This is a genomic window from Rahnella sp. ChDrAdgB13, from assembly GCF_017655185.1.
Lineage (GTDB): Bacteria > Pseudomonadota > Gammaproteobacteria > Enterobacterales > Enterobacteriaceae > Rahnella > Rahnella contaminans.
This window is the reverse complement of the sequence record NZ_JAEMGT010000037.1, coordinates 1-21,305: the sequence shown is the minus strand read 5'-3', so window position 1 is coordinate 21,305 and position 21,305 is coordinate 1. Positions and strand designations below refer to the sequence as shown.

16 protein-coding genes and 1 other RNA gene are annotated in these 21,305 nt (G+C 50.0%); 10 read left to right on the top strand and 7 right to left on the bottom strand.

Translation table 11 applies throughout. The annotated features are described in order from the left end of the window. Positions 1–261: 261 nt before the first annotated feature. Both J8X26_RS12890 and J8X26_RS12885 read right to left on the bottom strand, forming a co-directional pair. Positions 262–1,308: a 3-deoxy-7-phosphoheptulonate synthase gene (locus J8X26_RS12890; protein WP_152325710.1), complete on the bottom strand. Its 1,047-nt coding sequence runs from the start codon at positions 1,306–1,308 to the stop codon at positions 262–264. 127 nt (positions 1,309–1,435) lie between these two features. Further along, entirely contained in the window at positions 1,436–2,257 is an 822-nt protein-coding gene (locus tag J8X26_RS12885; RefSeq protein WP_101077080.1) for a pyruvate, water dikinase regulatory protein, read from the bottom strand. A gap of 508 nt (positions 2,258–2,765) precedes the next feature. On the opposite strand from J8X26_RS12885, the gene ppsA reads away from it, so the two are divergent. Beyond that, complete coding sequence (ppsA, locus tag J8X26_RS12880) at positions 2,766–5,141, top strand: phosphoenolpyruvate synthase (RefSeq protein ID WP_152325711.1); 2,376 nt, start codon at positions 2,766–2,768, stop codon at positions 5,139–5,141. Between the two features lie 122 nt (positions 5,142–5,263). On the opposite strand, the gene rprA is transcribed toward ppsA, so the two are convergent. Next, positions 5,264–5,374, bottom strand: an RNA gene (gene rprA, locus J8X26_RS12875) — antisense sRNA RprA. A 188-nt stretch (positions 5,375–5,562) separates the two neighbouring features. Continuing rightward, positions 5,563–6,660 (bottom strand): AI-2E family transporter YdiK, encoded by a 1,098-nt coding sequence (gene ydiK, locus J8X26_RS12870; RefSeq protein WP_208951067.1) that lies wholly within the window; start codon positions 6,658–6,660, stop codon positions 5,563–5,565. 326 nt (positions 6,661–6,986) lie between these two features. Here ydiK and J8X26_RS12865 point away from each other — a divergent pair, with 326 nt between their 5' ends. Both J8X26_RS12865 and J8X26_RS12860 read left to right on the top strand, forming a co-directional pair. Further along, positions 6,987–10,043, top strand: a complete 3,057-nt coding sequence (locus J8X26_RS12865) for an FAD-binding and (Fe-S)-binding domain-containing protein (protein ID WP_208951066.1) — start codon at positions 6,987–6,989, stop codon at positions 10,041–10,043. A 16-nt stretch (positions 10,044–10,059) separates the two neighbouring features. Then, positions 10,060–10,479 (top strand): hotdog fold thioesterase, encoded by a 420-nt coding sequence (locus tag J8X26_RS12860; RefSeq protein ID WP_152325714.1) that lies wholly within the window; start codon positions 10,060–10,062, stop codon positions 10,477–10,479. A gap of 129 nt (positions 10,480–10,608) precedes the next feature. On the opposite strand, the gene J8X26_RS12855 is transcribed toward J8X26_RS12860, so the two are convergent. Continuing rightward, complete coding sequence (locus J8X26_RS12855) at positions 10,609–11,013, bottom strand: hypothetical protein (protein ID WP_152325715.1); 405 nt, start codon at positions 11,011–11,013, stop codon at positions 10,609–10,611. Between the two features lie 458 nt (positions 11,014–11,471). Between J8X26_RS12855 and sufA the strand changes: the two genes are divergently transcribed. The 7 genes from sufA (at position 11,472) to J8X26_RS12820 (ending at position 18,503) form a co-directional block, all read left to right on the top strand. Continuing rightward, positions 11,472–11,843, top strand: a complete 372-nt coding sequence (sufA, locus tag J8X26_RS12850; protein WP_104922540.1) for a Fe-S cluster assembly scaffold SufA — start codon at positions 11,472–11,474, stop codon at positions 11,841–11,843. A gap of 54 nt (positions 11,844–11,897) precedes the next feature. After that, positions 11,898–13,421, top strand: coding sequence for a Fe-S cluster assembly protein SufB (sufB, locus tag J8X26_RS12845; protein WP_152325716.1), 1,524 nt, complete (start codon positions 11,898–11,900; stop codon positions 13,419–13,421). 123 nt (positions 13,422–13,544) lie between these two features. Continuing rightward, positions 13,545–14,291, top strand: coding sequence for a Fe-S cluster assembly ATPase SufC (sufC, locus tag J8X26_RS12840; RefSeq protein ID WP_165056895.1), 747 nt, complete (start codon positions 13,545–13,547; stop codon positions 14,289–14,291). Continuing rightward, entirely contained in the window at positions 14,266–15,567 is a 1,302-nt protein-coding gene (gene sufD, locus J8X26_RS12835; protein ID WP_152325718.1) for a Fe-S cluster assembly protein SufD, read from the top strand. Before sufC ends, sufD begins: the two co-directional genes overlap by 26 nt. Further along, positions 15,567–16,787, top strand: coding sequence for a cysteine desulfurase SufS (sufS, locus tag J8X26_RS12830; RefSeq protein WP_208951065.1), 1,221 nt, complete (start codon positions 15,567–15,569; stop codon positions 16,785–16,787). The genes sufD and sufS overlap by 1 nt, the downstream gene beginning before the upstream one ends. A gap of 28 nt (positions 16,788–16,815) precedes the next feature. Next, positions 16,816–17,229: a cysteine desulfuration protein SufE gene (gene sufE / locus J8X26_RS12825; protein WP_152325720.1), complete on the top strand. Its 414-nt coding sequence runs from the start codon at positions 16,816–16,818 to the stop codon at positions 17,227–17,229. A 260-nt stretch (positions 17,230–17,489) separates the two neighbouring features. Then, a complete protein-coding gene (locus J8X26_RS12820; RefSeq protein WP_208951064.1) occupies positions 17,490–18,503 on the top strand; it encodes a L,D-transpeptidase family protein in 1,014 nt (337 codons plus the stop codon). A gap of 217 nt (positions 18,504–18,720) precedes the next feature. Here the strand turns inward: J8X26_RS12820 and J8X26_RS12815 are convergent, their stop codons facing one another. Then, a complete protein-coding gene (locus J8X26_RS12815) occupies positions 18,721–18,957 on the bottom strand; it encodes a major outer membrane lipoprotein (RefSeq protein WP_013576093.1) in 237 nt (78 codons plus the stop codon). 293 nt (positions 18,958–19,250) lie between these two features. Further along, positions 19,251–20,663, bottom strand: a complete 1,413-nt coding sequence (gene pykF / locus J8X26_RS12810; protein ID WP_015697801.1) for a pyruvate kinase PykF — start codon at positions 20,661–20,663, stop codon at positions 19,251–19,253. Positions 20,664–21,305 lie beyond the last annotated feature (642 nt).

The window sequence follows — 21,305 nt, the reverse complement described above, 5'->3', positions numbered from 1 at the left end:
TATTTGGACCAGAGACCAGCTAATTCCATTGCTGGTAATGGGAATTAATATCAATTTGATAATCATTATCAAATCATTGCACAAACACATCAAGAAAATTTTTGTTGATGGAATGTAATTATTCACTGATAACCCCTTAATTTGCGGAGGATAAGCCGCGGGGAAAGTCACTGGAAGCGTTTGAAGGGAAGGAGAATTGCCCTGGAGCGGGCATTAAAAAGGGCAACATATGTTGCCCTTAAGAAGATGACTTCGGGGTATTCAGAATCTTGAATTGGTCGCTTCAGCCAGCATCGACAGAAGGGTTTCAGTGTCAGCCCAGCTCAGGCAAGGGTCGGTAATGGATTTGCCATAAACCAGCGGTTTGCCGGGAACAATAGGCTGCGTGCCTTCTGCCAGGAAACTCTCGGCCATAATGCCCGCGACGGCGGTAGAGCCATTGCGGATTTGCTGGCAGATGTCTTCGGCGACGTCCAGCTGGCGGCGATGTTGCTTCTGACAATTTCCGTGACTGAAATCGATTACCAGACGTTGCGGCAGGTCAAACTCAGACAAACTCAGGCAGGCCTGTTCAAGATCATCGGCATGATAATTAGGCTTTTTGCCGCCGCGCATAATCACGTGGCCGTAAGGATTGCCCGCTGTGCGATAAATGGTCATCTGACCGTTCTTATCCGGCGACAGGAACATGTGGCTGGTGCGTGACGAGCGGATGGCATCGATGGCGATACGCGTATTGCCGTCAGTACCATTTTTAAAACCGACCGGGCAAGACAGCGCAGAAGCCATTTCACGGTGGATCTGGCTTTCCGTAGTGCGCGCACCGATTGCGCCCCAGCTGATAAGGTCGGCGATATACTGGCCGATAACCATATCCAGGAACTCAGTGGCCGTTGGAATTCCTAACTGATTGATGGCCAGCAAGACTTTACGCGCCAGTTCAATTCCGTCATTCACGCGGCAGGAACCGTTAAGTTCCGGGTCAGAAATTAAGCCTTTCCAGCCCACGACGGTTCGCGGTTTTTCAAAATAGGTGCGCATCACGATCTCTAAACGATCCTGATATTTTTCGCGTAATACGCTGAGCTGACCGGCGTAATCAATTGCAGCTTCAATATCGTGAATAGAGCAGGGACCAACAATCACCAGAAGGCGCGGGTCTTCACCGCTGATGATTTTTTCAATACGTTTGCGTGATTCCATTACATGCTGTGCGACCGACGGGGAGATTGGCAATTTATCTGCCAGTGCCTGAGGCGTAATCAGGCTGTCGATGCGCGTCGTACGCAGTTCATCTGTTTGTGACATGGTGTTCTCGAAAATTTGTTTCTTCGCTGCGGCAGGAATACCGGGAAGTGATGGCGATCACAATAACGCAAAAACAGATGATTTCAATCACTCTCGGCACGTTCTGCCATCCAAATCATTAAATGAATCAGAACATGCGGCGACTCATACCAAAGCTGTCCATAATCTTCGCCGAAATTTCCTCAACGGAATAATTTGTACTGTTGAGATAACGAATTTGATTTTTGCGAAATAATGCTTCTACTTCAGACACTTCCATCCGGCACTGGCGTAATGACGCATAGCGGCTGTTTTCCACCCGTTCCTGACGGATAGCGGTCAGCCTTTCCGGGTCAATCGTCAGCCCGAAAAGCTTGTGCATGTGCGGTTTCAGCGCGGCGGGAAGCTGAATATTATCCATATCATCGGCGGTAAACGGATAGTTTGCCGCGCGGATCCCAAACTGTAATGCAAGGTAAAGGCTGGTGGGTGTTTTACCGCAGCGCGAAACGCCCAGCAAAATAACTTGTGCCTGATCGAGATTACGCAGGGATATACCGTCATCGTGCGCCAGCGTGTAATCGATAGCCGCAATACGGGCATCATATTTGCTGATATTGCTGGCGGTCAGACCGTGCGTACGGTTTGCCACCGGTGTCGGTTCAACGCCAAGCTCATTCTGAAGAGGTGCGACCAGGGACTGAACGATGTCCTGACAGAATCCTTCGCTGCTTTCAATAATCTGACGGATCTTCGGCGCAATAATGGAGTAGAACACCAGCGGACGCGCGCCCGTTTTTTCGAAAATCTCATTGATCTGGCGGCTGACGGCCTGAGCCCGTTCTTCGCTTTCAACAAAGGGCAATGAGTAGGTCGTCGAATTGACCGGGAATTGTGAAAGCACGGCATGACCTACCACTTCAGCGGTAATCGCCGTGCCATCGGAAATATAAAACACGCATCTGTCCACTCATTGCTCCTAAATTTATATCAGTTCACTTTCCCTTGTCGGGACTCCGTAAGTAATAACCAGAATTTCAGGAAATAAAAAGGATAATTCTTCTTAACCATTACCTTCCTTTAATCCCTGCGAGACAGTGCGCAAAATGGCTGTAATAAATGAAATGGCATTTTAAATTTTCCGCGATATCTCGCAGCTTTATGAATTGCGTCAGCAATACTTCAGCAACTTTGTTATGGTTAATTTACTTGCGAAACTAATACGCACTTCTCACTGATTCATAAGGGATTATGTTGTTGTCGTGTTGCTGACGAATTTTAGCGTTCTGGAATTTTCCTAAACGAAAATAGTTTAATTTGCTGGATCGATTCACCTGTCTATGTCTTATGGATCATTATGCTAGTCTCGAAATGACAACGTTGCTTATTGGCATCCAATTGCCTCAGGCAACGATTGCACGACCGGTTTTACACTCCTACTGACTTTTACTGTGAATAAATTAAGAAAGGATTGTTTCATGGCTCATCTCGATCCCGATTTACGCAATGTTATCTGGTACAACCAACTGGGTATGAACGACGTTGATAAAGTCGGGGGTAAGAACGCATCCCTCGGGGAAATGATCACTAATCTGTCTGATCTGGGTGTTTCCGTGCCTAACGGTTTTGCCACTACGTCTCAGGCTTTTAATGATTTTCTTGATCAAAGCGGCGTTAACCATCGGATCCACGAATTACTGGACAAAACAGATGTGGATGATATCGGGCAACTGACCCAGGCGGGCACGCAAATCCGCCAGTGGATCATTGATACGCCATTCCAGCCTGAGCTGGAACAGTCCATCCGTGAAGCTTATCAGCAGCTTTCTGAAGGCGAGCCGGACGCGTCCTTTGCTGTGCGTTCCTCTGCCACCGCGGAAGATATGCCCGACGCTTCTTTTGCCGGGCAGCAGGAAACCTTCCTGAACGTTCAGGGGTTTGATGCAGTTCTTATCGCTGTGAAACATGTTTACGCCTCCTTATTTAACGATCGCGCAATCTCTTATCGCGTACATCAGGGCTACGACCACCGCGGCGTTGCGTTGTCTGCGGGTGTTCAGCGCATGGTTCGCTCTGATCTCGCTGCTGCGGGCGTGATGTTCACCATCGATACGGAGTCGGGTTTTGATCAGGTGGTCTTCATCACCTCCGCGTATGGTCTGGGCGAAATGGTGGTGCAGGGCGCGGTGAACCCGGATGAGTTCTACGTGCATAAACCGACGCTGGCCAAAAATAAGCCTGCGATTGTGCGCCGTACCATGGGCTCAAAGAAAATCCGCATGATTTATGCGCCAAGCCAGGAACACGGTAAACAGGTACAAATTGAAGACGTGCCGGCTGAACTGAGCACCCGTTTCTCGCTGACCGATGACGAAGTGCAGGCTCTGGCACGTCAGGCATTATTGATTGAAAAGCACTACGGGCGCCCGATGGATATTGAGTGGGCGAAAGATGGTAATAACGGTAAGTTATATATTGTGCAGGCACGTCCTGAGACCGTACGTTCAAACGGTCAGGTAATGGAACGTTATCAGCTCAATGGCAGCAGCAAAGTTCTGGTAGAAGGCCGGGCCATTGGTCATCGTATCGGTGCCGGGCCGGTGAAAATCATCCATGACATCAGTGAAATGCATCATGTGAAAGCGGGTGACATTCTGGTTACTGACATGACGGACCCTGACTGGGAACCGATCATGAAAAAGGCCTCAGCCATTGTGACTAACCGTGGCGGCCGAACCTGCCATGCGGCAATCATTGCCCGTGAACTGGGGATCCCTGCCGTTGTCGGTTGTGGCGATGCGACTGAAAAACTGAAAGAAAATCAGAAAGTGACGGTGTCCTGTTCTGAGGGCGATACCGGTTATGTCTACCAGGACGAACTGGACTTCACGGTGCAAAGCTCAGAAGTCGATGAGCTGCCGAAGTTGCCGCTAAAAATCATGATGAATATCGGTAATCCGGACCGGGCTTTTGATTTTGCCTGTCTGCCAAATGAAGGCGTCGGGCTCGCGCGTTTAGAATTCATTATCAACCGCATGATCGGCGTCCATCCAAAAGCGCTGCTGGAGTTCGATACTCAGACGCCGGAATTACAGGAACAAATTAAGAAACTGATTCAGGGCTACGACAGTCCGCGTGAATACTATGTTGCCCGCCTGACGGAAGGGATCGCGACACTGGGCGCAGCGTTCTGGCCAAAACGTGTGATTGTGCGTTTATCCGATTTTAAATCGAATGAATACGCCAATCTGGTGGGCGGCGAGAAGTATGAACCGCACGAAGAGAACCCGATGCTGGGCTTCCGCGGCGCTGGTCGTTACGTTTCAGACAGCTTCCGCGATTGTTTCGCGCTGGAGTGCGAGGCGATGAAACGGGTTCGTAACGATATGGGACTGACCAATGTTGAAGTTATGATCCCATTTGTCCGAACTGTGGCGCAGGCTGAGGCTGTGGTGAAGGAACTGGCAAATCAGGGGCTGAAGCGCGGAGAGAATGGCCTTAAGGTCATTATGATGTGTGAAATTCCATCGAATGCATTACTTGCCGATCAGTTCCTCGAGCATTTTGATGGTTTCTCAATCGGTTCAAATGACATGACTCAGCTGGCGCTGGGGCTGGATCGTGATTCCGGCGTGGTGTCTGAACTCTTTGATGAGCGCAACGAAGCGGTTAAAGCTTTGCTTTCAATGGCAATCAAAGCAGCTAAGAAACAGGGTAAATATGTTGGAATCTGCGGGCAGGGTCCGTCTGACCATCAGGATTTTGCACAATGGCTGATGGAAGAAGGCATCGACAGTCTGTCGCTGAACCCGGATACCGTGGTGCAGACCTGGCTGGCGCTGGCAGAAAAGTAAATAAATACTTCAGGTTTGAATAAATGAAATAAAGGCTGTTGCTTTCGGGCAATGGCCTTTTTTTTGAAAAATTAAATCAGGTAAATGGAGGTGCCGTAATTAATCTCGAGGGGAGAAAAAAATAAAAAAAAAGCCCGTCATTGGAGACAGGCAAAGACTACACACAGCAATTTGGGGTATACCGGCTCAGGGGAAAGCCTGTATATAAATCAGTGGGTTGAAATCCGAACTGTTAATAATACTAGATTTCTCGAGATATTTAGTCTGTAAGAATCGTCCTAATAGGTATTATTCTCATACTAATAGATGAGAAGGATTGTTTTGAAGGTTTCAAAATAGGAAGAAGAAATGAGGAATAAAGAAGAGGGCGTTGCCTTTTAAGATCCAAGACAACGCCGGATGAAATTATTTCGCGGAACAATTACTCATCGAGTGCTTTCAGCGCTTCTTCCGGATCGGCATCCGGTTCTGGCGCTTCGTGAACCCACAGCGAAATCAGGCGATAAGATACCGCCAGAACGACAGGGCCGATAAACAGGCCAATCATCCCGAACGCGAACAGACCGCCAATAACACCGGATAAAATCAGCAGCATAGGCAAATCTGCACCCATACGGATAAGCACCGGGCGTAAAACGTTATCCAGCGAGCCCACGACGCAACTCCAAACCAGCAGCACCGTGCCCCAGGTATTATCACCCGACCAGTAAAGCCAGATGATGGCCGGGATAAGCACCAGCAAAGGTCCGATTTGTGCGACGCAACAAACAAACATCACCACGGTTAAAACCGTTGCATACGGGATACCGGCTATTGCCAGGCCGATGCCGCCCAGCACTGACTGAACAATCGCTGTGACCACCACGCCCAGCGCAACGGCGCGAATTGCCTGGCCGGCGAGAATAACCGCAGCATCGCCACGTTCTTCCGCCAGACGCACGGCGAAATGGCGGATGCCCATCGCGACCTGCTCGCCACGACTATAAAGAAGCGCGCTGAACAGCAACATCAGAGAACAGTGGACGATAAAACGGCCCAGATGCCCGGCCTGCGTGACAAACCAGGAAGCGGTTTGCCCGACATAAGGCTGGACTTTGCTCATCAGGGCATTACCGCCGCCGTTAATGAGGGCATGCCAGCCGCTGTAAAGTTTATGGCCGACCATAGGAATAGAGTTTAGCCAGTGAAAATCCGGCATATGAAGGGTCGACGGATTGGTGGCGATCCCCACCAGCGGCGCGCCATTTTCAATTGCGCTGCTGACCAGCAAGGCAATCGGCAAAACGAACAACAGGATCAGCAACAGCGTCATCAAGATGACGGCCAGGAAACGCCGTCCCCACAGAATTCGCTGTAATTTAATCATCAGCGGCCAGGTTGCAATCACCACCATCCCCGCCCAGGCAAAGCCAAGAATAAAAGGCTGAACAATCCAGATACTGGCGATGGTCATCAGTGCTATGAACAATACCCCGAACATAATCTGGGGCAAATCGTAACGTTTAATTGGGAGATTCATTCATGTTTCTCATTTGGATAAACGAAGTAAGGCACGCGCCTTGTGCCTTAAAAACTACAGCTACATTGGGATAGCGATAAATAAGCATGGGACATCAGGCTGCTTTTGGATAGCGCCGCACACAATTAGTTGCAACACGTTGTTGCCAGTCGTGCTTTTTGCGGCGTGTCATGAAACAAATGCAACAAAGGCGAACCAGACGGAGCGCTTAAAAACGAAGTATGTTAGTTTTTATTCTGGGTAAATAACAGGGTGGATCTGCCTCGCAGATCCGGCAGGTCGCCTCGGGCCCGCCAGGCATACAACAAAGACAGAGTCATAATTCAATGATCCCACAGATTTCTCAGGCGCCGGGTGTCATCCAGCTGGTGCTCGATTTTTTGGAAGCGCTCAAAAGTAACGGTTTTACAGGTGATGCCACGACGACTTATGCGGACCGCCTGACGATGGCAACTGATAACAGCGTTTATCAGCTGTTGCCGGATGCTGTCTTATTCCCTATCGCCACGTCTGATGTTGCACTGATTGCGCGTCTTGCCGGGCAGGAGCGTTTTAAAACGCTGGTCTTTACGCCGCGTGGTGGCGGTACCGGTACCAACGGTCAGTCGCTGAACCGTGGAATTGTGGTTGATATGTCCCGTCATATGAACCGCATCCTGGATATCAACGTTGATCAAGGTTGGGTCAAGGTCGAAGCCGGTGTCATTAAAGACCAGCTCAATGATTATCTGCGTCCTTTTGGTTATTTCTTTTCTCCGGAGCTGTCGACCAGCAACCGTGCAACGCTCGGTGGCATGATTAACACCGATGCGTCCGGACAAGGTTCGCTGGTTTACGGTAAGACGTCAGATCACGTTCTCGGGGTTCGTGCGATTGTGCTCGGCGGCGAGATGCTTGATACCGTTGCAGTGCCGGTGGCGCTGGCGGATAAACTCGGTGAAGAAGATTCGGTTATCGGGCGGATTTATCGTACGGTGCTGGACAGTTGCCGCGATAACCGTGCGCTGGTCATTGAAAAATTCCCGAAATTAAACCGCTTCCTGACGGGCTATGACTTACGCCATGTCCTGAGTGATGACCTGCAAACCTTCGATCTGACCCGCATCCTCACGGGCTCTGAAGGGTCGCTGGCCTTTATTACTGAAGCGCGTCTGAATATCACGCCAATTCCCAAAGTGCGGCGTCTGGTGAATATCAAATATGATTCTTTCAACTCCGCGCTGCGTAATGCCCCTTTCATGGTGGAAGCCAAAGCGTTGTCGGTTGAAACCGTTGACTCCAAAGTCCTGAATCTGGCCCGTGAAGATATCGTCTGGCACAGCGTGCGTGATTACATCACCGACGTTGAAGGTAAGGATATGCAGGGACTCAACATTGTTGAGTTTGCGGGCGATGATGCCGACCTTATTGAAGGTCAGGTCAGTGCGTTATGTGAGCGTCTTGACGGGCTGATGAGCGACAAAGAAGGTGGCGTTATTGGCTACCAGATTTGCGCGGATCTGCCTGGGATTGAGCGCATCTATAATATGCGTAAGAAAGCCGTCGGCCTGCTGGGGAATGCGAAAGGGCAGGCTAAGCCGTTGCCGTTTGCAGAAGATACCTGCGTGCCGCCGCAGCATCTGGCCGATTATATCGTTGAATTCCGTGCATTGCTCGACAGCCATAACCTGAGTTACGGCATGTTTGGGCACGTGGACGCCGGTGTTTTGCACGTTCGCCCTGCGCTGGACATGTGTGACCCACAACAGGAAATGCTGCTGAAGCAGATATCGGATGAAGTCGTTGCCCTCACGGCCAAATACGGTGGTTTGCTGTGGGGAGAACACGGTAAAGGTTTCCGCGCCGAATACAGCCCGGCTTTCTTCGGAGAAGCGCTGTTCCATGAATTACGCCGGATCAAAACGGTTTTTGACCCGGATAACCGTCTTAATCCGGGCAAAATTTGCGCGCCGCTGGAATGCGATGAGCCAATGATGAAGGTCGATGCGCCGAAACGCGGCACCCTTGATCGCCGGATCCCGCTGGAAGTGCGCCAGTCATTCCGCGGCGCTCTGGAGTGTAACGGCAACGGTCTGTGCTTTAACTTTGATGCGAAAAGTCCGATGTGTCCGTCGATGAAAATTACCGGCAGCCGTATCCATTCGCCGAAAGGGCGTGCCGGTCTGGTGCGGGAATGGTTGCGCTTACTTTCAGAACAAGGTGTCGATCCGCTGGCGCTGGAAAATGCACTGCCGGAAAAAGGCCTGAGTTTCCGCAGCCTGATCGACCGTACCCGTAATACCTGGCATGCCAGCAAAGGCGAATATGATTTCTCCCATGAAGTAAAAGAAGCGATGTCGGGTTGTCTGGCCTGTAAGGCGTGTTCGACACAGTGCCCGATCAAAATTGATGTTCCCGGTTTCCGCTCGCGCTTCCTCCAGCTTTATCACACCCGCTATCTGCGCCCGGCGCGTGACCATTTCGTGGCAAGTGTCGAAAGCTATGCACCAATAATGGCGAAAGCGCCAAAGCTGTTTAACTTCTTCCTCAGGCAGCCCTGGGTACGGGAAATGAGCCGCAAAAGTATTGGCATGGTGGATTTGCCTTTGCTGTCTTCCCCGACGTTACGCGAGCAGTTGCTGGGGCACCGCGCCAGTAAAATGACGCTTGAACAGCTGGAAAAAATTCCTCCGGCACAGCGCGGCGAATACGTTCTGGTGGTGCAGGATCCTTTCACCAGTTTCTATGATGCGCAGGTCGTGGCTGATTTTGTACGGTTAATTGAAAAACTGGGTCTCAAACCGGTGCTATTGCCTTTCTCTCCAAACGGAAAAGCGCAGCACATCAAAGGATTCCTGACGCGTTTCGCGAAAACGGCACGCAAGACGTCGGTATTTCTCAACCGTGTGGCGCAGTTAGGTATTCCGCTTGTCGGTGTCGATCCTGCGCTGGTGCTGTGTTATCGCGATGAGTACAAAGAAATCCTTGGCGAATCACGTGGCTCGTTCCAGGTTCAGCTTGTACATGAATGGCTGGATAACTGGTTGGGCGAACGACCGGCACAGCAGCAAAGCGGAGAGTCCTGGTATCTGTTCGGCCATTGCACTGAAAGCACGGCATTACCCAACAGCAGCAAACAGTGGGGGGATATCTTTGCCCGCTATGGCGCGAAGCTGGAAAATGTCAGTGTGGGATGTTGCGGTATGGCGGGAACGTACGGACATGAAAGTAAAAACCTTGAAAATTCGCTGGGGATTTACGAGCTGTCCTGGCATACCTCTTTACAGCGGTTGCCGCGCCAGCGCTGCCTGGCGACTGGTTACTCCTGCCGCAGCCAGGTAAAACGCATTGAAGGCAACGGGGTTCGCCATCCGTTGCAGGCATTACTGGATATCATCCCTTAACCAATAAGGAGGCTCGATGTCATTCTGGAAAAGGAACGCAAACCTTGAAGCACTGAACCAGCGCAGTCAGGGATGTATGGTTGGACATGTGGGGATTGTTTTCACCAGGCTGGGCGAAGATTTTCTTGAAGCGACGATGCCAGTAGATGAGCGAACGACTCAGCCGTTTGGCCTCTTACACGGTGGCGCCTCGGTGGTTCTGGCGGAAACTATGGGATCGATGGCCGGTTATCTGTGCACTGAAGGTCATCAGACGGTCGTTGGGGTTGAGATAAATGCCAGTCACATGAAGTCCGCGAGGGAAGGGGTTGTGCGCGGGGTTTGCCGTGCTCTGCGAACCGGGAAACGGAGTCAGGTCTGGCAGATTGAGATTTTCGATGAGCAGGGTGGCCTGTGTTGTATTTCCAGACTGACCACAATGGTCATTGATCATTAAATTCAGGCCATCAGGTTAGCGCGTTTTTTCAACGTCATATCCCTAAGCTGAATGCAAAAGGCGGAGTCACAGTTAATGTGTCCGCCTTTTTATTTGCCTGAGATCTTTCTCTGGCACGTTGAAAACTGACTAAAGTTGGAAGGGAACGCGCTTGGCAAAATCAGTTTGAAATGCCGTTGCTTTTTCCCAGATGCCCATCATGGCATAATACTGACAAATGAGTTTTAGCGTGTGTCTGGCAAAGTGATAGCTCTGTACACGGAAAAGTTCACAACGCACAACGCTGTTGATTTCAAGGATCAGCCGGTTGTGAAGCTTGCACAAAGCATGCAGATAACTGTGGTCGTCCCCGTTTTGCAGGCAAAGATTGGCCATATCAAGGCAAATGCTGTTAAAGCGTTTGAGCTGGCAAAGATGCGCGTCCGGGCGTCGTAAGGCGGCATCCGCCATATAGAAATCCACGGTGGCATCGCGGACACTCGATTTGTAGTCGTCTATCTTGCCCTGCAACCACGCATTTACCGATTGAGCCATTCTCAGTATTCCGGGTTATCTGAATGATAATCATTATCAAAGAATAAGTATCATATTGGCAAAAAATCGCCGGATCAACGTTTTCATCCGGTTTTTTTGATTTTGTTGCGCCAGAGCAGGTAAGCAAAAAGAGCTTTAATTATTTTGATTGTGGCGAATTCATAAATAGGCATTTCCGATGAATGTTTTATAATAGACACAATGAAAGCTATTAAGCCACACAAAATATAAGGTTAATTTTAATTTTTAACAAAAAATTGACAACTTATTCAATCAGTTGATGGTTGCGGTGTTCAAGACCCGCCAGCAGCCAGATGTAAACCCGATGCACATTGAGCGACTTTCCTCATGCGCAATCGCTATACCCTCTTAAAACAAGAGGTTGAAGTGATAAATCTTATCACTAGAATAGAGACAATAGGTCTTCTCTATGACCGTAAAAATATGAGGTAAGACAGATGCAAACTGAAACTGTCGGCTCTTTCTCTTTAGACGACAACGTATGGCAAGGTGTGATCCTGACTGATTCTGCAGCCAAACAGGTGAAGAACCTGATGGAACAGGATCCAGAAGTCAAAGGTCTCCAGCTTTCGGTAAAACAATCGGGCTGCGCCGGCTTTGGCTACGTTCTGGATTTAACCAAACAACCGGCCAGCGATGACCTGGTGTTTGAACATGACGGCGCTTTGCTGTTTGTTCCGCTGAAGGCGATGCCTTTCATTGACGGAACCGAGGTAGATTTTGTCCGCGAAGGGCTGAATCAGATATTTAAATTCAATAATCCAAAAGCTCAGCATGCCTGCGGGTGTGGTGAAAGTTTCGGCCTGTAAGTCAGCCGGGCAAACAGTCTTTAAGATTATTGTAAACAAAGCGATGTAACCAACATGTCACGAAGCAACGTAGAAATTCCAGATGATGTGCAGTCTTGGGTCGGCGAGGAGACGAACTATAAGGAAGGGTTCTTCACCCAGCTGGCAACCGATGAATTAGCATCAGGCATCAACGAAGATGTCGTGCGTGCCATTTCCGCAAAGCGCAATGAGCCGGAGTGGATGCTGGAGTTCCGTCTGCAGGCTTATCATGCCTGGTTGAAAATGGAAGAACCTCACTGGTTGAAAGCGTATTACACGCCTCTCGACTATCAGGATTACAGCTATTACTCCGCACCTTCATGCGGCAGCTGTGATGATACCTGTGGTTCTCAGCCTGGTGCCACGCAGCAACCTCCTGAAAATTCTCACAGCATTCCTGCGCTTGACGGTAAAAATTACCTGACCAGCGAAGTGGAAAAAGCGTTTGAACAGCTGGGTGTTCCTGTGCGTGAAGGGAAAGAAGTGGCGGTTGATGCCATTTTCGACTCCGTTTCCGTTTCTACCACATACCGTGAAAAGCTGGCTGAATCAGGCGTTATCTTCTGCTCATTCGGCGAAGCCATTCACGAATACCCGGACCTGGTGCGTAAATACCTCGGTACCGTTGTGCCTGCGCAGGATAACTTCTTTGCAGCGCTGAATGCGGCGGTCGCGTCCGACGGTACTTTCGTGTATGTCCCTAAAGGCGTCCGTTGCCCGATGGAACTGTCTACGTATTTCCGGATTAACGCCGCGAAAACCGGTCAGTTCGAACGTACAATCCTGATTGCAGACGAAGGCAGTTACGTCAGCTATATCGAAGGCTGTTCCGCACCGGTTCGTGATACCTATCAGCTTCACGCGGCCGTGGTTGAAGTCATTCTGCATAAAGATGCGGAAGTGAAATATTCCACCGTGCAGAACTGGTTCTCCGGCAGTAAAGATAGCAGCGGCGGGATCCTGAACTTCGTGACCAAACGTGCATTGTGCGAAGGCGCGGGCTCGAAAATGTCCTGGACGCAGTCTGAAACCGGCTCAGCGATTACCTGGAAATACCCGAGCGTTATCCTGAAAGGCGATAACTCAATCGGTGAATTCTTCTCAGTTGCACTGACCAGCGGGAAACAGCAGGCAGATACCGGCACCAAGATGATCCACATTGGTAAAAACACCAAATCGACCATCATCTCCAAAGGTATTTCCGCTGGCCACAGCCAGAACAGCTATCGCGGGCTGGTGAAGATCCTGCCAAGTGCTGAAAATGCCCGTAACTTTACCCAGTGTGACTCCATGCTGATTGGTGCGGACAGCGCTGCGCATACTTTCCCGTATGTGGAAGTGCGTAACAATACAGCTCAGCTGGAGCATGAAGCCACGACCTCAAAAATCGGCGATGACCAGCTGTTCTACTGTCTGCAACGTGGTATCAGCGAAGATGACGCGATTTCCATGATTGTTAACGGTTTCTGTAAAGATGTCTTTTCCGAGCTGCCGCTGGAGTTTGCTGTCGAAGCGCAGAAACTGCTGGCGATCAGCCTTGAACACAGCGTCGGTTAATCTTCCGAACGCTTTTCCTCCCGCCGCCGCGTGGTGTGACGCCGGCGCCGGGCAGGTTTGAGTTCAGCACAGTCAAAGCATAAACAGAATTATGAGCGCGCAGGCGCAAACTCAAGGATACGTATGTTAAGCATTAAGAATTTGAAGGTCCGTGTCGAAGAAAAGGAAATTCTGAAAGGACTTGATCTCGAGATCAAGCCGGGTGAAGTACACGCCATCATGGGTCCGAACGGCTCAGGTAAAAGTACACTCTCCGCGACACTGGCTGGCCGTGAAGATTACGAAGTGACTGAAGGCTCCGTAATGTTCAACGGTAAAGATTTGCTGGAGCTTGCCCCGGAAGATCGTGCCGGAGAAGGCGTGTTTATGGCCTTTCAGTATCCGGTAGAAATTCCTGGCGTGACCAACCATTTCTTCCTGCAAACTGCCGTAAACGCTGTACGTAAGTACCGCGAACAGGCTCCGATGGATCGCTTTGATTTCGCCGATTTTATCGAAGAAAAGATTGCCATGCTGAAAATGCCTGCGGATTTGCTGACCCGTTCAGTCAACGTAGGTTTCTCCGGCGGTGAGAAAAAGCGTAACGACATTCTGCAAATGGCGGCCCTTGAGCCAAGCTTGTGCATTCTGGATGAAACCGACTCCGGTCTTGACATCGATGCGCTGAAAATCGTCTCTAACGGTGTTAATGCACTGCGTGACGGCAAACGCTCATTTGTAATTGTGACCCACTATCAGCGTATCCTCGACTATATCAAGCCTGACTACGTGCATGTTCTGTATCAGGGCCGCATTGTTAAATCCGGCGATTTCACCTTGGTTAAACAGTTAGAGGAGCAGGGCTATGGCTGGCTTACCGACGAAGAGTAATGCGCCTGCGGCGGGCAGTTCCCACGCCATGCAGCAGCTTTACCGTCTTTTTGAAAGCCGTGGTGGTGAACAATCTGCTCACGCGCACGCACACTGGCAACAAGTGCTTCGCCTTGGTTTTCCACACGCAAAACTGGAAGACTGGAAATACACGCCAGTTTCTTCACTGCTGGGCAATCAGTTCTTCGCCCCGCAGCAGCAGGCGCTGACAGTTGAGAATGTTAAATCACTGGCTTTGCCGCTTGATTGCTATCGTCTGGTTTTCGTAGATGGCCGTTTTGATGCGAGCCTGAGTGATGAAAACACCGGCGCATTTGAAATTGAAAAACTGAACGCGGCTGCGCAGCAAACGCTGCCTGACCCGATTCAGTCTGAAGTCTTTTTGCACCTGACAGAAAGTCTGGCGCAGGATTCTTTTGCTGTGCGTTTGGCTGCCGGTAAACAGGCTGATAAGCCGTTGTATTTACTGCATCTGAGCAGCGGTCGTGATCAGTCACGCGAAATGAACACGGTTCACCACCGTTATCATGTCGAGATTGAAAACGGTGCCAGCGCAGAAGTCATTGAACATTACCTAAGCCTTAACGATCACGGTCATTTCACCGGTGCACGTATGACGGTAAAAGTGGGCGATAATGCCGGTTTCACGCATTATAAACTGGCCTTCGAAAGCCAGGCCAGCTTCCACTTTTCGCACAACGATCTGGTAATCGGGCGTGATTCCCGTGTTTCCAGCCACAGTTTCCTGCTCGGTGCGGGCCTGACCCGTAATAACACCAGTGCGCAACTGAACGGTGAAAACAGCGATCTGAACATCAACAGTCTGGTATTGCCGGTTGATTCTGAAATTGCTGATACCCGTACTTACCTGGAACACAACAAAGGTTATTGCAATAGTAATCAGTTGCATAAAGTGATCGTGAACGATCGTGCAAAAGCGATTTTCAACGGCATGATCAAGGTGGCGCAGCACGCTCTGAAAACCGACGGCAAAATGACCAACAACAACCTGTTGCTGGGCAAGCACACTGAAGTTGATACCAAACCTCAGCTTGAAATATATGCCGATGACGTGAAATGTAGCCATGGTGCCACTGTGGGTCGTATCGACGACGAACAGCTTTTCTATCTGCGTACCCGTGGGATCAGCGGCCAGGATGCTCAGCAAATGATCATCTTTGCGTTTGCTGCTGAACTGACGGAAGCCATTGAGAATGAAACCCTGCGTGAAGTCGTGATTGCCCGAATTGCAGGCCGACTCAATCGAGGTGCGTAATGAGTTTTCCACTGGAAAGAGTACGTAGCGATTTCCCTGTGCTGAGCCGTAAAGTCAACGGCCAGCCGCTGGCTTATCTGGACAGTGCGGCCAGTGCACAGAAACCGCGTCAGGTTATTGACCGTGAGATGTCTTTCTTCGAACAGGGTTATGCTGCGGTTCACCGCGGCATTCATACGATGAGTGCGGAAGCGACTGAGCAGATGGAAAATGTCCGCACGCAGGCCGCAAAATTCATGAATGCTGCGTCGGCAGAAGAAATTGTCTTCGTAAAAGGTTCGACGGAAGCCATTAATCTGGTTGCAAATACCTGGGGACGCGAGTTTTTGCAGCCCGGCGACCACATTATTCTGACCGAAATGGAGCACCACGCTAACATCGTTCCCTGGCAGATGCTGGCGAAAGAGCGCGACCTGCATATCGACGTCTGGCACCTGACAGCGGAAGGCGAACTGGATTTATCACAGTTTGAAAAGCTGATTACGCCACGCACTAAACTGCTGACGCTGGCACATGTTTCCAATGTGCTGGGCACCGTTAACCCGATTGAGAAAATCATTCCTCAGGCGAAAGCTGCCGGTCTGACCGTTCTGGTCGATGGCGCACAGGCAGTCATGCACCATGCGGTGGACGTTCAGGCGCTGGGCTGTGATTTCTATGTCTGGTCCGGGCACAAGCTTTACGGGCCAACGGGCATTGGCATTCTTTATGGTCGTAAGGAATTGCTCGATCAGATGCCTCCATGGGAAGGTGGCGGCTCAATGATTAAGCACGTCAGTCTGACCGAAGGAACCACCTTTGCAGCGGCACCGTGGCGCTTTGAAGCGGGCACGCCAAACACCGGCGGTATCATGGGGTTGGGCGCGGCGATGGACTATGTCACCGACCTGGGGCTGGAGAATATCCACGCTTATGAGCAGGAGCTGATGAACTATGCGCTTGAAGCGATGGCGCAGGTGCCTGACATCCAGATCTACGGCCCGGCAACGCGCGCTGGCGTGATTGCGTTTAATCTCGGTAAACACCATGCCTACGACGTGGGCAGTTTCCTCGACCAATACGGTATTGCAATCCGCACCGGTCATCACTGCGCGATGCCATTAATGTCCTTCTACGGTGTTCCGGCTATGTGCCGCGCCTCACTGGCGATGTACAATACCCGTGAAGAAGTCGACCGGTTGGTCGCAGGATTACAACGTATTCACCGGCTGTTGGGTTAATCCTGACTGCCCTGAGCAGGACGTCGTTATGGCTTTGCCAGATAAAAATAAGTTAGTCAGAAATTTTGCCCGATGCCCGAATTGGGAAGAAAAGTATCTGTATGTGATTGAACTGGGCGGCCAGCTGGCTGCTTTGCCTGAAGAGCATCGTCAGGACAAAAATCTGATTGCGGGCTGCCAGAGCCAGGTTTGGATCGTGATGCGCATGGATGAAACGGGCGCGCTGACCTTTGAAGGTGACAGTGATGCCGCTATCGTGAAAGGTCTGGTGGCTATCGTATTCAGCCTTTATCAGGGCTTAACACCGCGTGATGTTGTGGAACTGGATGTGCGTCCGTTCTTCTCTGAGCTTGAGCTCAGCCAGCATCTGACGCCTTCCCGCTCTCAGGGGCTGGAAGCCATGATTCGTTCTATCCGTGCAAAAGCGGCTGAGCTGGCCTAAGCCGGTTCCTGCGCGACACCTTTGCTCATTAGGAATTGTCTGCTAATGAGCAAAGTCATTTCTTCACTTCTCCCTGTCTGAACTCATTTACTCCTGATTTTTCAACCCACTATCTTCTGTGTATTTCCCTGCATCTGCGTAAGGTAACTTTCTGATTTTCTGTGGTTTGATTGCCACCCGATTCTGCGCTGCTAGTATTATCAGACGTAATAATTGTCTTGCTTCAGATGGTCTGAATGCGAGCCGAAAAAGGATTGAGTATGAGACGCGCATTACCCCTTCTGGCAATGTTGGTTGGCACATTTCTGACAACATATTCCATGACCGCAGGTGCAGCAGAATACCCTTTGCCGCCGGACAACAGCCGCCTGATTGGCGAAAACACGACGTATGTCGTGCCCAATGACGGTAAACCTTTAGAAGACGTGGCGGCTAAATACCAAATCGGGCTGATTGCGATGCTGGAAGCGAACCCGGGTACAGACCCGTATTTGCCGAAAGCGGGAACTGTGCTGACCATTCCTTCGCAAATGCTCCTGCCGGATACCAAGCGTGAAGGGATCGTCGTGAACCTCGCAGAACTGCGTCTTTACTACTATCCGAAGGGTGAAGATAAAGTCATTGTTTATCCGATTGGTATTGGCCAGTTAGGCCGTAACACCCCTGAAATGGTGACGTCAGTAAGCCAGAAGATACCGAATCCGACCTGGACGCCAACGGCCAACATCCGCAAAGCCTACCTGAAAGACGGCATCACGTTGCCGGGTATGGTTCCTGCGGGGCCAGATAACCCGATGGGGCTGTTTGCAATGCGTCTTTCTGCCGGTACCGGGCAGTATCTGATCCACGGGACGAATGCTAATTTCGGTATCGGCATGCGCGTCAGTTCCGGTTGTATCCGCTTGCGTCCGGATGATATCGAAGCGCTGTTTAATTCCGTGCCAAAAGGCACCCGCGTCCAGATAGTCAATCAGCCCATCAAGTTTGACGTTGAGCCGGATGGCAAACGTTACATCGAAGTACATCAGCCGTTGTCGCATACCGAGAAGGACGATCCGCAAACTAAACCTATTCTTCTGACGGCTGCGATGAAAAAATTCATCAAAAGCGATGATACCAATGCAGAGATTGTAAAAGAGGCTATCAGGCGCCGTTCAGGGATGCCTGTTGTGGTCAGTGTGGGTGATAAAGCGACGGATATGACCCCGGCAGCGAATGCGCCGCAAACAGTGTCTGCGGATACACCCGCAGTTACGACGGCAAGTACGCAGTAACGTTATACAGAAACGTTTAAGAAGCGATTTTCCCCAAAGGAGCCAACATGGCTCCTTTATTGTTTCCGAAGCTCAGGAGGAGGCGTACAAGGCGTAAAATGGGAAAGAGAACAGGAGGGGATATTCAGGAAACGGAAAAGGAAGAGTAGGGAACATGCCGGAATGACAGGCAAAAAAATGGCGCACTGAGTGCGCCATTGAACTAGAGAAGTAAATATTACTTCTTGTAAGCGTGAGCTTGGTTGTCCAGACGTTGGTTAGCGCGAGCTGCATCGTCTTTAGCTGCTTGAACGTCAGAACGGATTGCGTTCACGTCGTTGCTCAGTTGGTCAACTTTAGAGTTCAGAGTAGAAACGTCTGAAGACAGTTGATCGATTTTAGCGTTGCTTGAACAACCAGCCAGCATAGTTGAAGCCAGGATTACAGCGCCCAGTACCAGTTTAGTGCGATTCATTATAAAACCCTCTAGATTAAGTTAATCTCCATGTAGCGTTACAAGTATTACACAAACTATTTTCTAATGAGAATAATTTTTTGCCGGTAAACGCTATATTTTGATCGTTCGCTCAAAGAAGCATCTTTTTTTACGAAAAAGTTAAAAATTGCAGCGAAAACAGCCTTATTCCATGGGACTTATCCCAATTTTGCTGCTACTGCTTTTAGCACTTTTTAAGTAAGAAGAGCCTTTTTGAAGAAATAGACGCTGCATTATGCAACGTCTATTAATGCCTTGGGTCACGTTTCTAATTAAACAACATGCACCGAAGAAGTATTGGTTGTGCCGCTTTGTACCAGCGCGCCAGAAACCATCACAACGATATCGCCTTTCTGAGCCAGACCACTTTCGATCGCAGCTTCTTTACCGATACGGTAGAAATCATCAGTAGAGGCAATTTCTTTTACCAGCTGAGTGACAACACCTTTGGTGAGGATCAACTGACGGGCAGTGATTTCATTAGTGGTCAGAGCCAGGATAGTGGCGTGCGGGAAGTATTTACGCACAGCTTTAGCAGATTTACCACCGCTGGTTGCAACAACGATCAACGGAGCATCCAGTTTTTCTGCGGTTTCTACAGCGCCACGGCAAACAGCTTCGGTGATACGCAGCTTACGGTTTTCATTCTGGCCATCGATACGGCTCTGCATCACACGGTCAGTACGGTCGCAAATGGTAGCCATGATGGTTACAGCTTCCAGCGGGTATTTACCTTTCGCACTTTCACCAGACAGCATAACGGCATCGGTACCGTCGATGATGGCGTTAGCGACGTCGCCGGCTTCTGCGCGGGTAGGGCGTGGGTTTTTGATCATGGAATCGAGCATCTGCGTTGCGGTGATGACCACTTTGCGTGCGCGGTTACATTTTTCAATCATCATCTTCTGCGCGAAGATAACTTCTTCGACAGGGATTTCAACGCCGAGGTCACCACGAGCAACCATGATGCCGTCTGAAGCTTCGAGGATTTCGTCGAAGTTGTTCAGGCCTTCCTGGTTTTCGATTTTGGAGATGATCTGAATGTGTTCGCCACCGTGTGCTTTCAGGTGTTCACGGATTTCCAGAACGTCAGAACGTTTACGGATGAAGGAAGCGGCGACGAAATCAACGCCTTGCTCACAACCGAAGATCAGGTCACGTTTGTCTTTTTCAGCCAGCGCTGGCAGTGCGATAGAAACGCCCGGCAGGTTAACGCCTTTGTTTTCGCCCAGGTCGCCGTTATTCAGCACTTTACAGGTCACTTCAGTTTCAGTGACGTTAGTGACTTCCATGCCGATGAGACCATCGTCGACCAGAATGGTGTTACCAATTTTGAGGTCAGCAGCGAAACCCTGATAGGTCACAGCAACACGTTCGGTGTTACCAATAACACTCTGATCGGTAGTGAAGGTATAAGTCTGACCCGCAACCAGGGAAGCGTCTTTGCCGCCTTCCAGTTTCATGGTACGGATTTCTGGACCTTTGGTGTCCAGCAGGATTGCTGCTTTATGACCGGTTTTAGCCATAACATTGCGGATATTCTGGATGCGCTGACCGTGCTCTTCGTAATCACCGTGAGAGAAGTTCAGACGCATAACGTTCATGCCTGCATCAAGCAGTTTGGTCAGCATTTCTTCGGATTCGGTTTTCGGCCCGATGGTACAAACAATTTTGGTCTTTTTCATGACGATTTTATCTACAAGTTGTGATGGATTGGAAAAGTGTTTGCCTGACAGCATGGCTGCCCGCGCGGAATTGAGGTGTTGCCTGGTTGAATCAAATCATTACTAAGCGTAGAAGACTGTGAAAGGAATGGTGTATTAAGTTCAGCCAAAGCATAGCGATTTGTGCGATTTATCATCGCTACTGGAGTGGTCACGCTTTTATAAGTGCGATATCGACAGATCAAGGGGCTGAAACCATTCAATCGAAGAGACGATGCGTATTATAGGGGGGAACGGGGCGGGAAACCAAATAAAAAACGTGATGCTGCGCAAGCTTAGGGCAGATGACAGAGCTTTGTTGCGCAATTATCCAAAGCGGGCAGAGCAAAAACCCGAAGGCATAACAGTTTCGTCACGGTACCTTCGAAAATGCCACAATTGCGAAATAATCTTAAAAAAATACAAACGGATGACGACGGAGTGATTTAAAACTCAGAAGTATGGTGAACGGATAATTCAAATCAGATTTATTCAGGAACTGGAAATGTTCAGGGAAAATGTAAAACAGCGGGAGGAGAGAGAACGTTGCTTTGGTGCGTCCGAGTGGACTCGAACCACCGACCCCCACCATGTCAAGGTGGTGCTCTAACCAACTGAGCTACG

Coding starts and splice junctions, on each gene's coding strand:
- J8X26_RS12815 (WP_013576093.1), bottom strand. CDS start 18,957: ATGAATCGCACTAAACTGGTACTGGGCGCTGTAATCCTGGCTTCAACT.
- sufE (WP_152325720.1), top strand. CDS start 16,816: ATGGCTTTGCCAGATAAAAATAAGTTAGTCAGAAATTTTGCCCGATGC.
- ydiK (WP_208951067.1), bottom strand. CDS start 6,660: ATGAATCTCCCAATTAAACGTTACGATTTGCCCCAGATTATGTTCGGG.
- sufA (WP_104922540.1), top strand. CDS start 11,472: ATGCAAACTGAAACTGTCGGCTCTTTCTCTTTAGACGACAACGTATGG.
- J8X26_RS12865 (WP_208951066.1), top strand. CDS start 6,987: ATGATCCCACAGATTTCTCAGGCGCCGGGTGTCATCCAGCTGGTGCTC.
- J8X26_RS12890 (WP_152325710.1), bottom strand. CDS start 1,308: ATGTCACAAACAGATGAACTGCGTACGACGCGCATCGACAGCCTGATT.
- sufC (WP_165056895.1), top strand. CDS start 13,545: ATGTTAAGCATTAAGAATTTGAAGGTCCGTGTCGAAGAAAAGGAAATT.
- sufB (WP_152325716.1), top strand. CDS start 11,898: ATGTCACGAAGCAACGTAGAAATTCCAGATGATGTGCAGTCTTGGGTC.
- J8X26_RS12820 (WP_208951064.1), top strand. CDS start 17,490: ATGAGACGCGCATTACCCCTTCTGGCAATGTTGGTTGGCACATTTCTG.
- J8X26_RS12860 (WP_152325714.1), top strand. CDS start 10,060: ATGTCATTCTGGAAAAGGAACGCAAACCTTGAAGCACTGAACCAGCGC.
- ppsA (WP_152325711.1), top strand. CDS start 2,766: ATGGCTCATCTCGATCCCGATTTACGCAATGTTATCTGGTACAACCAA.
- sufD (WP_152325718.1), top strand. CDS start 14,266: ATGGCTGGCTTACCGACGAAGAGTAATGCGCCTGCGGCGGGCAGTTCC.
- sufS (WP_208951065.1), top strand. CDS start 15,567: ATGAGTTTTCCACTGGAAAGAGTACGTAGCGATTTCCCTGTGCTGAGC.
- pykF (WP_015697801.1), bottom strand. CDS start 20,663: ATGAAAAAGACCAAAATTGTTTGTACCATCGGGCCGAAAACCGAATCC.
- J8X26_RS12855 (WP_152325715.1), bottom strand. CDS start 11,013: ATGGCTCAATCGGTAAATGCGTGGTTGCAGGGCAAGATAGACGACTAC.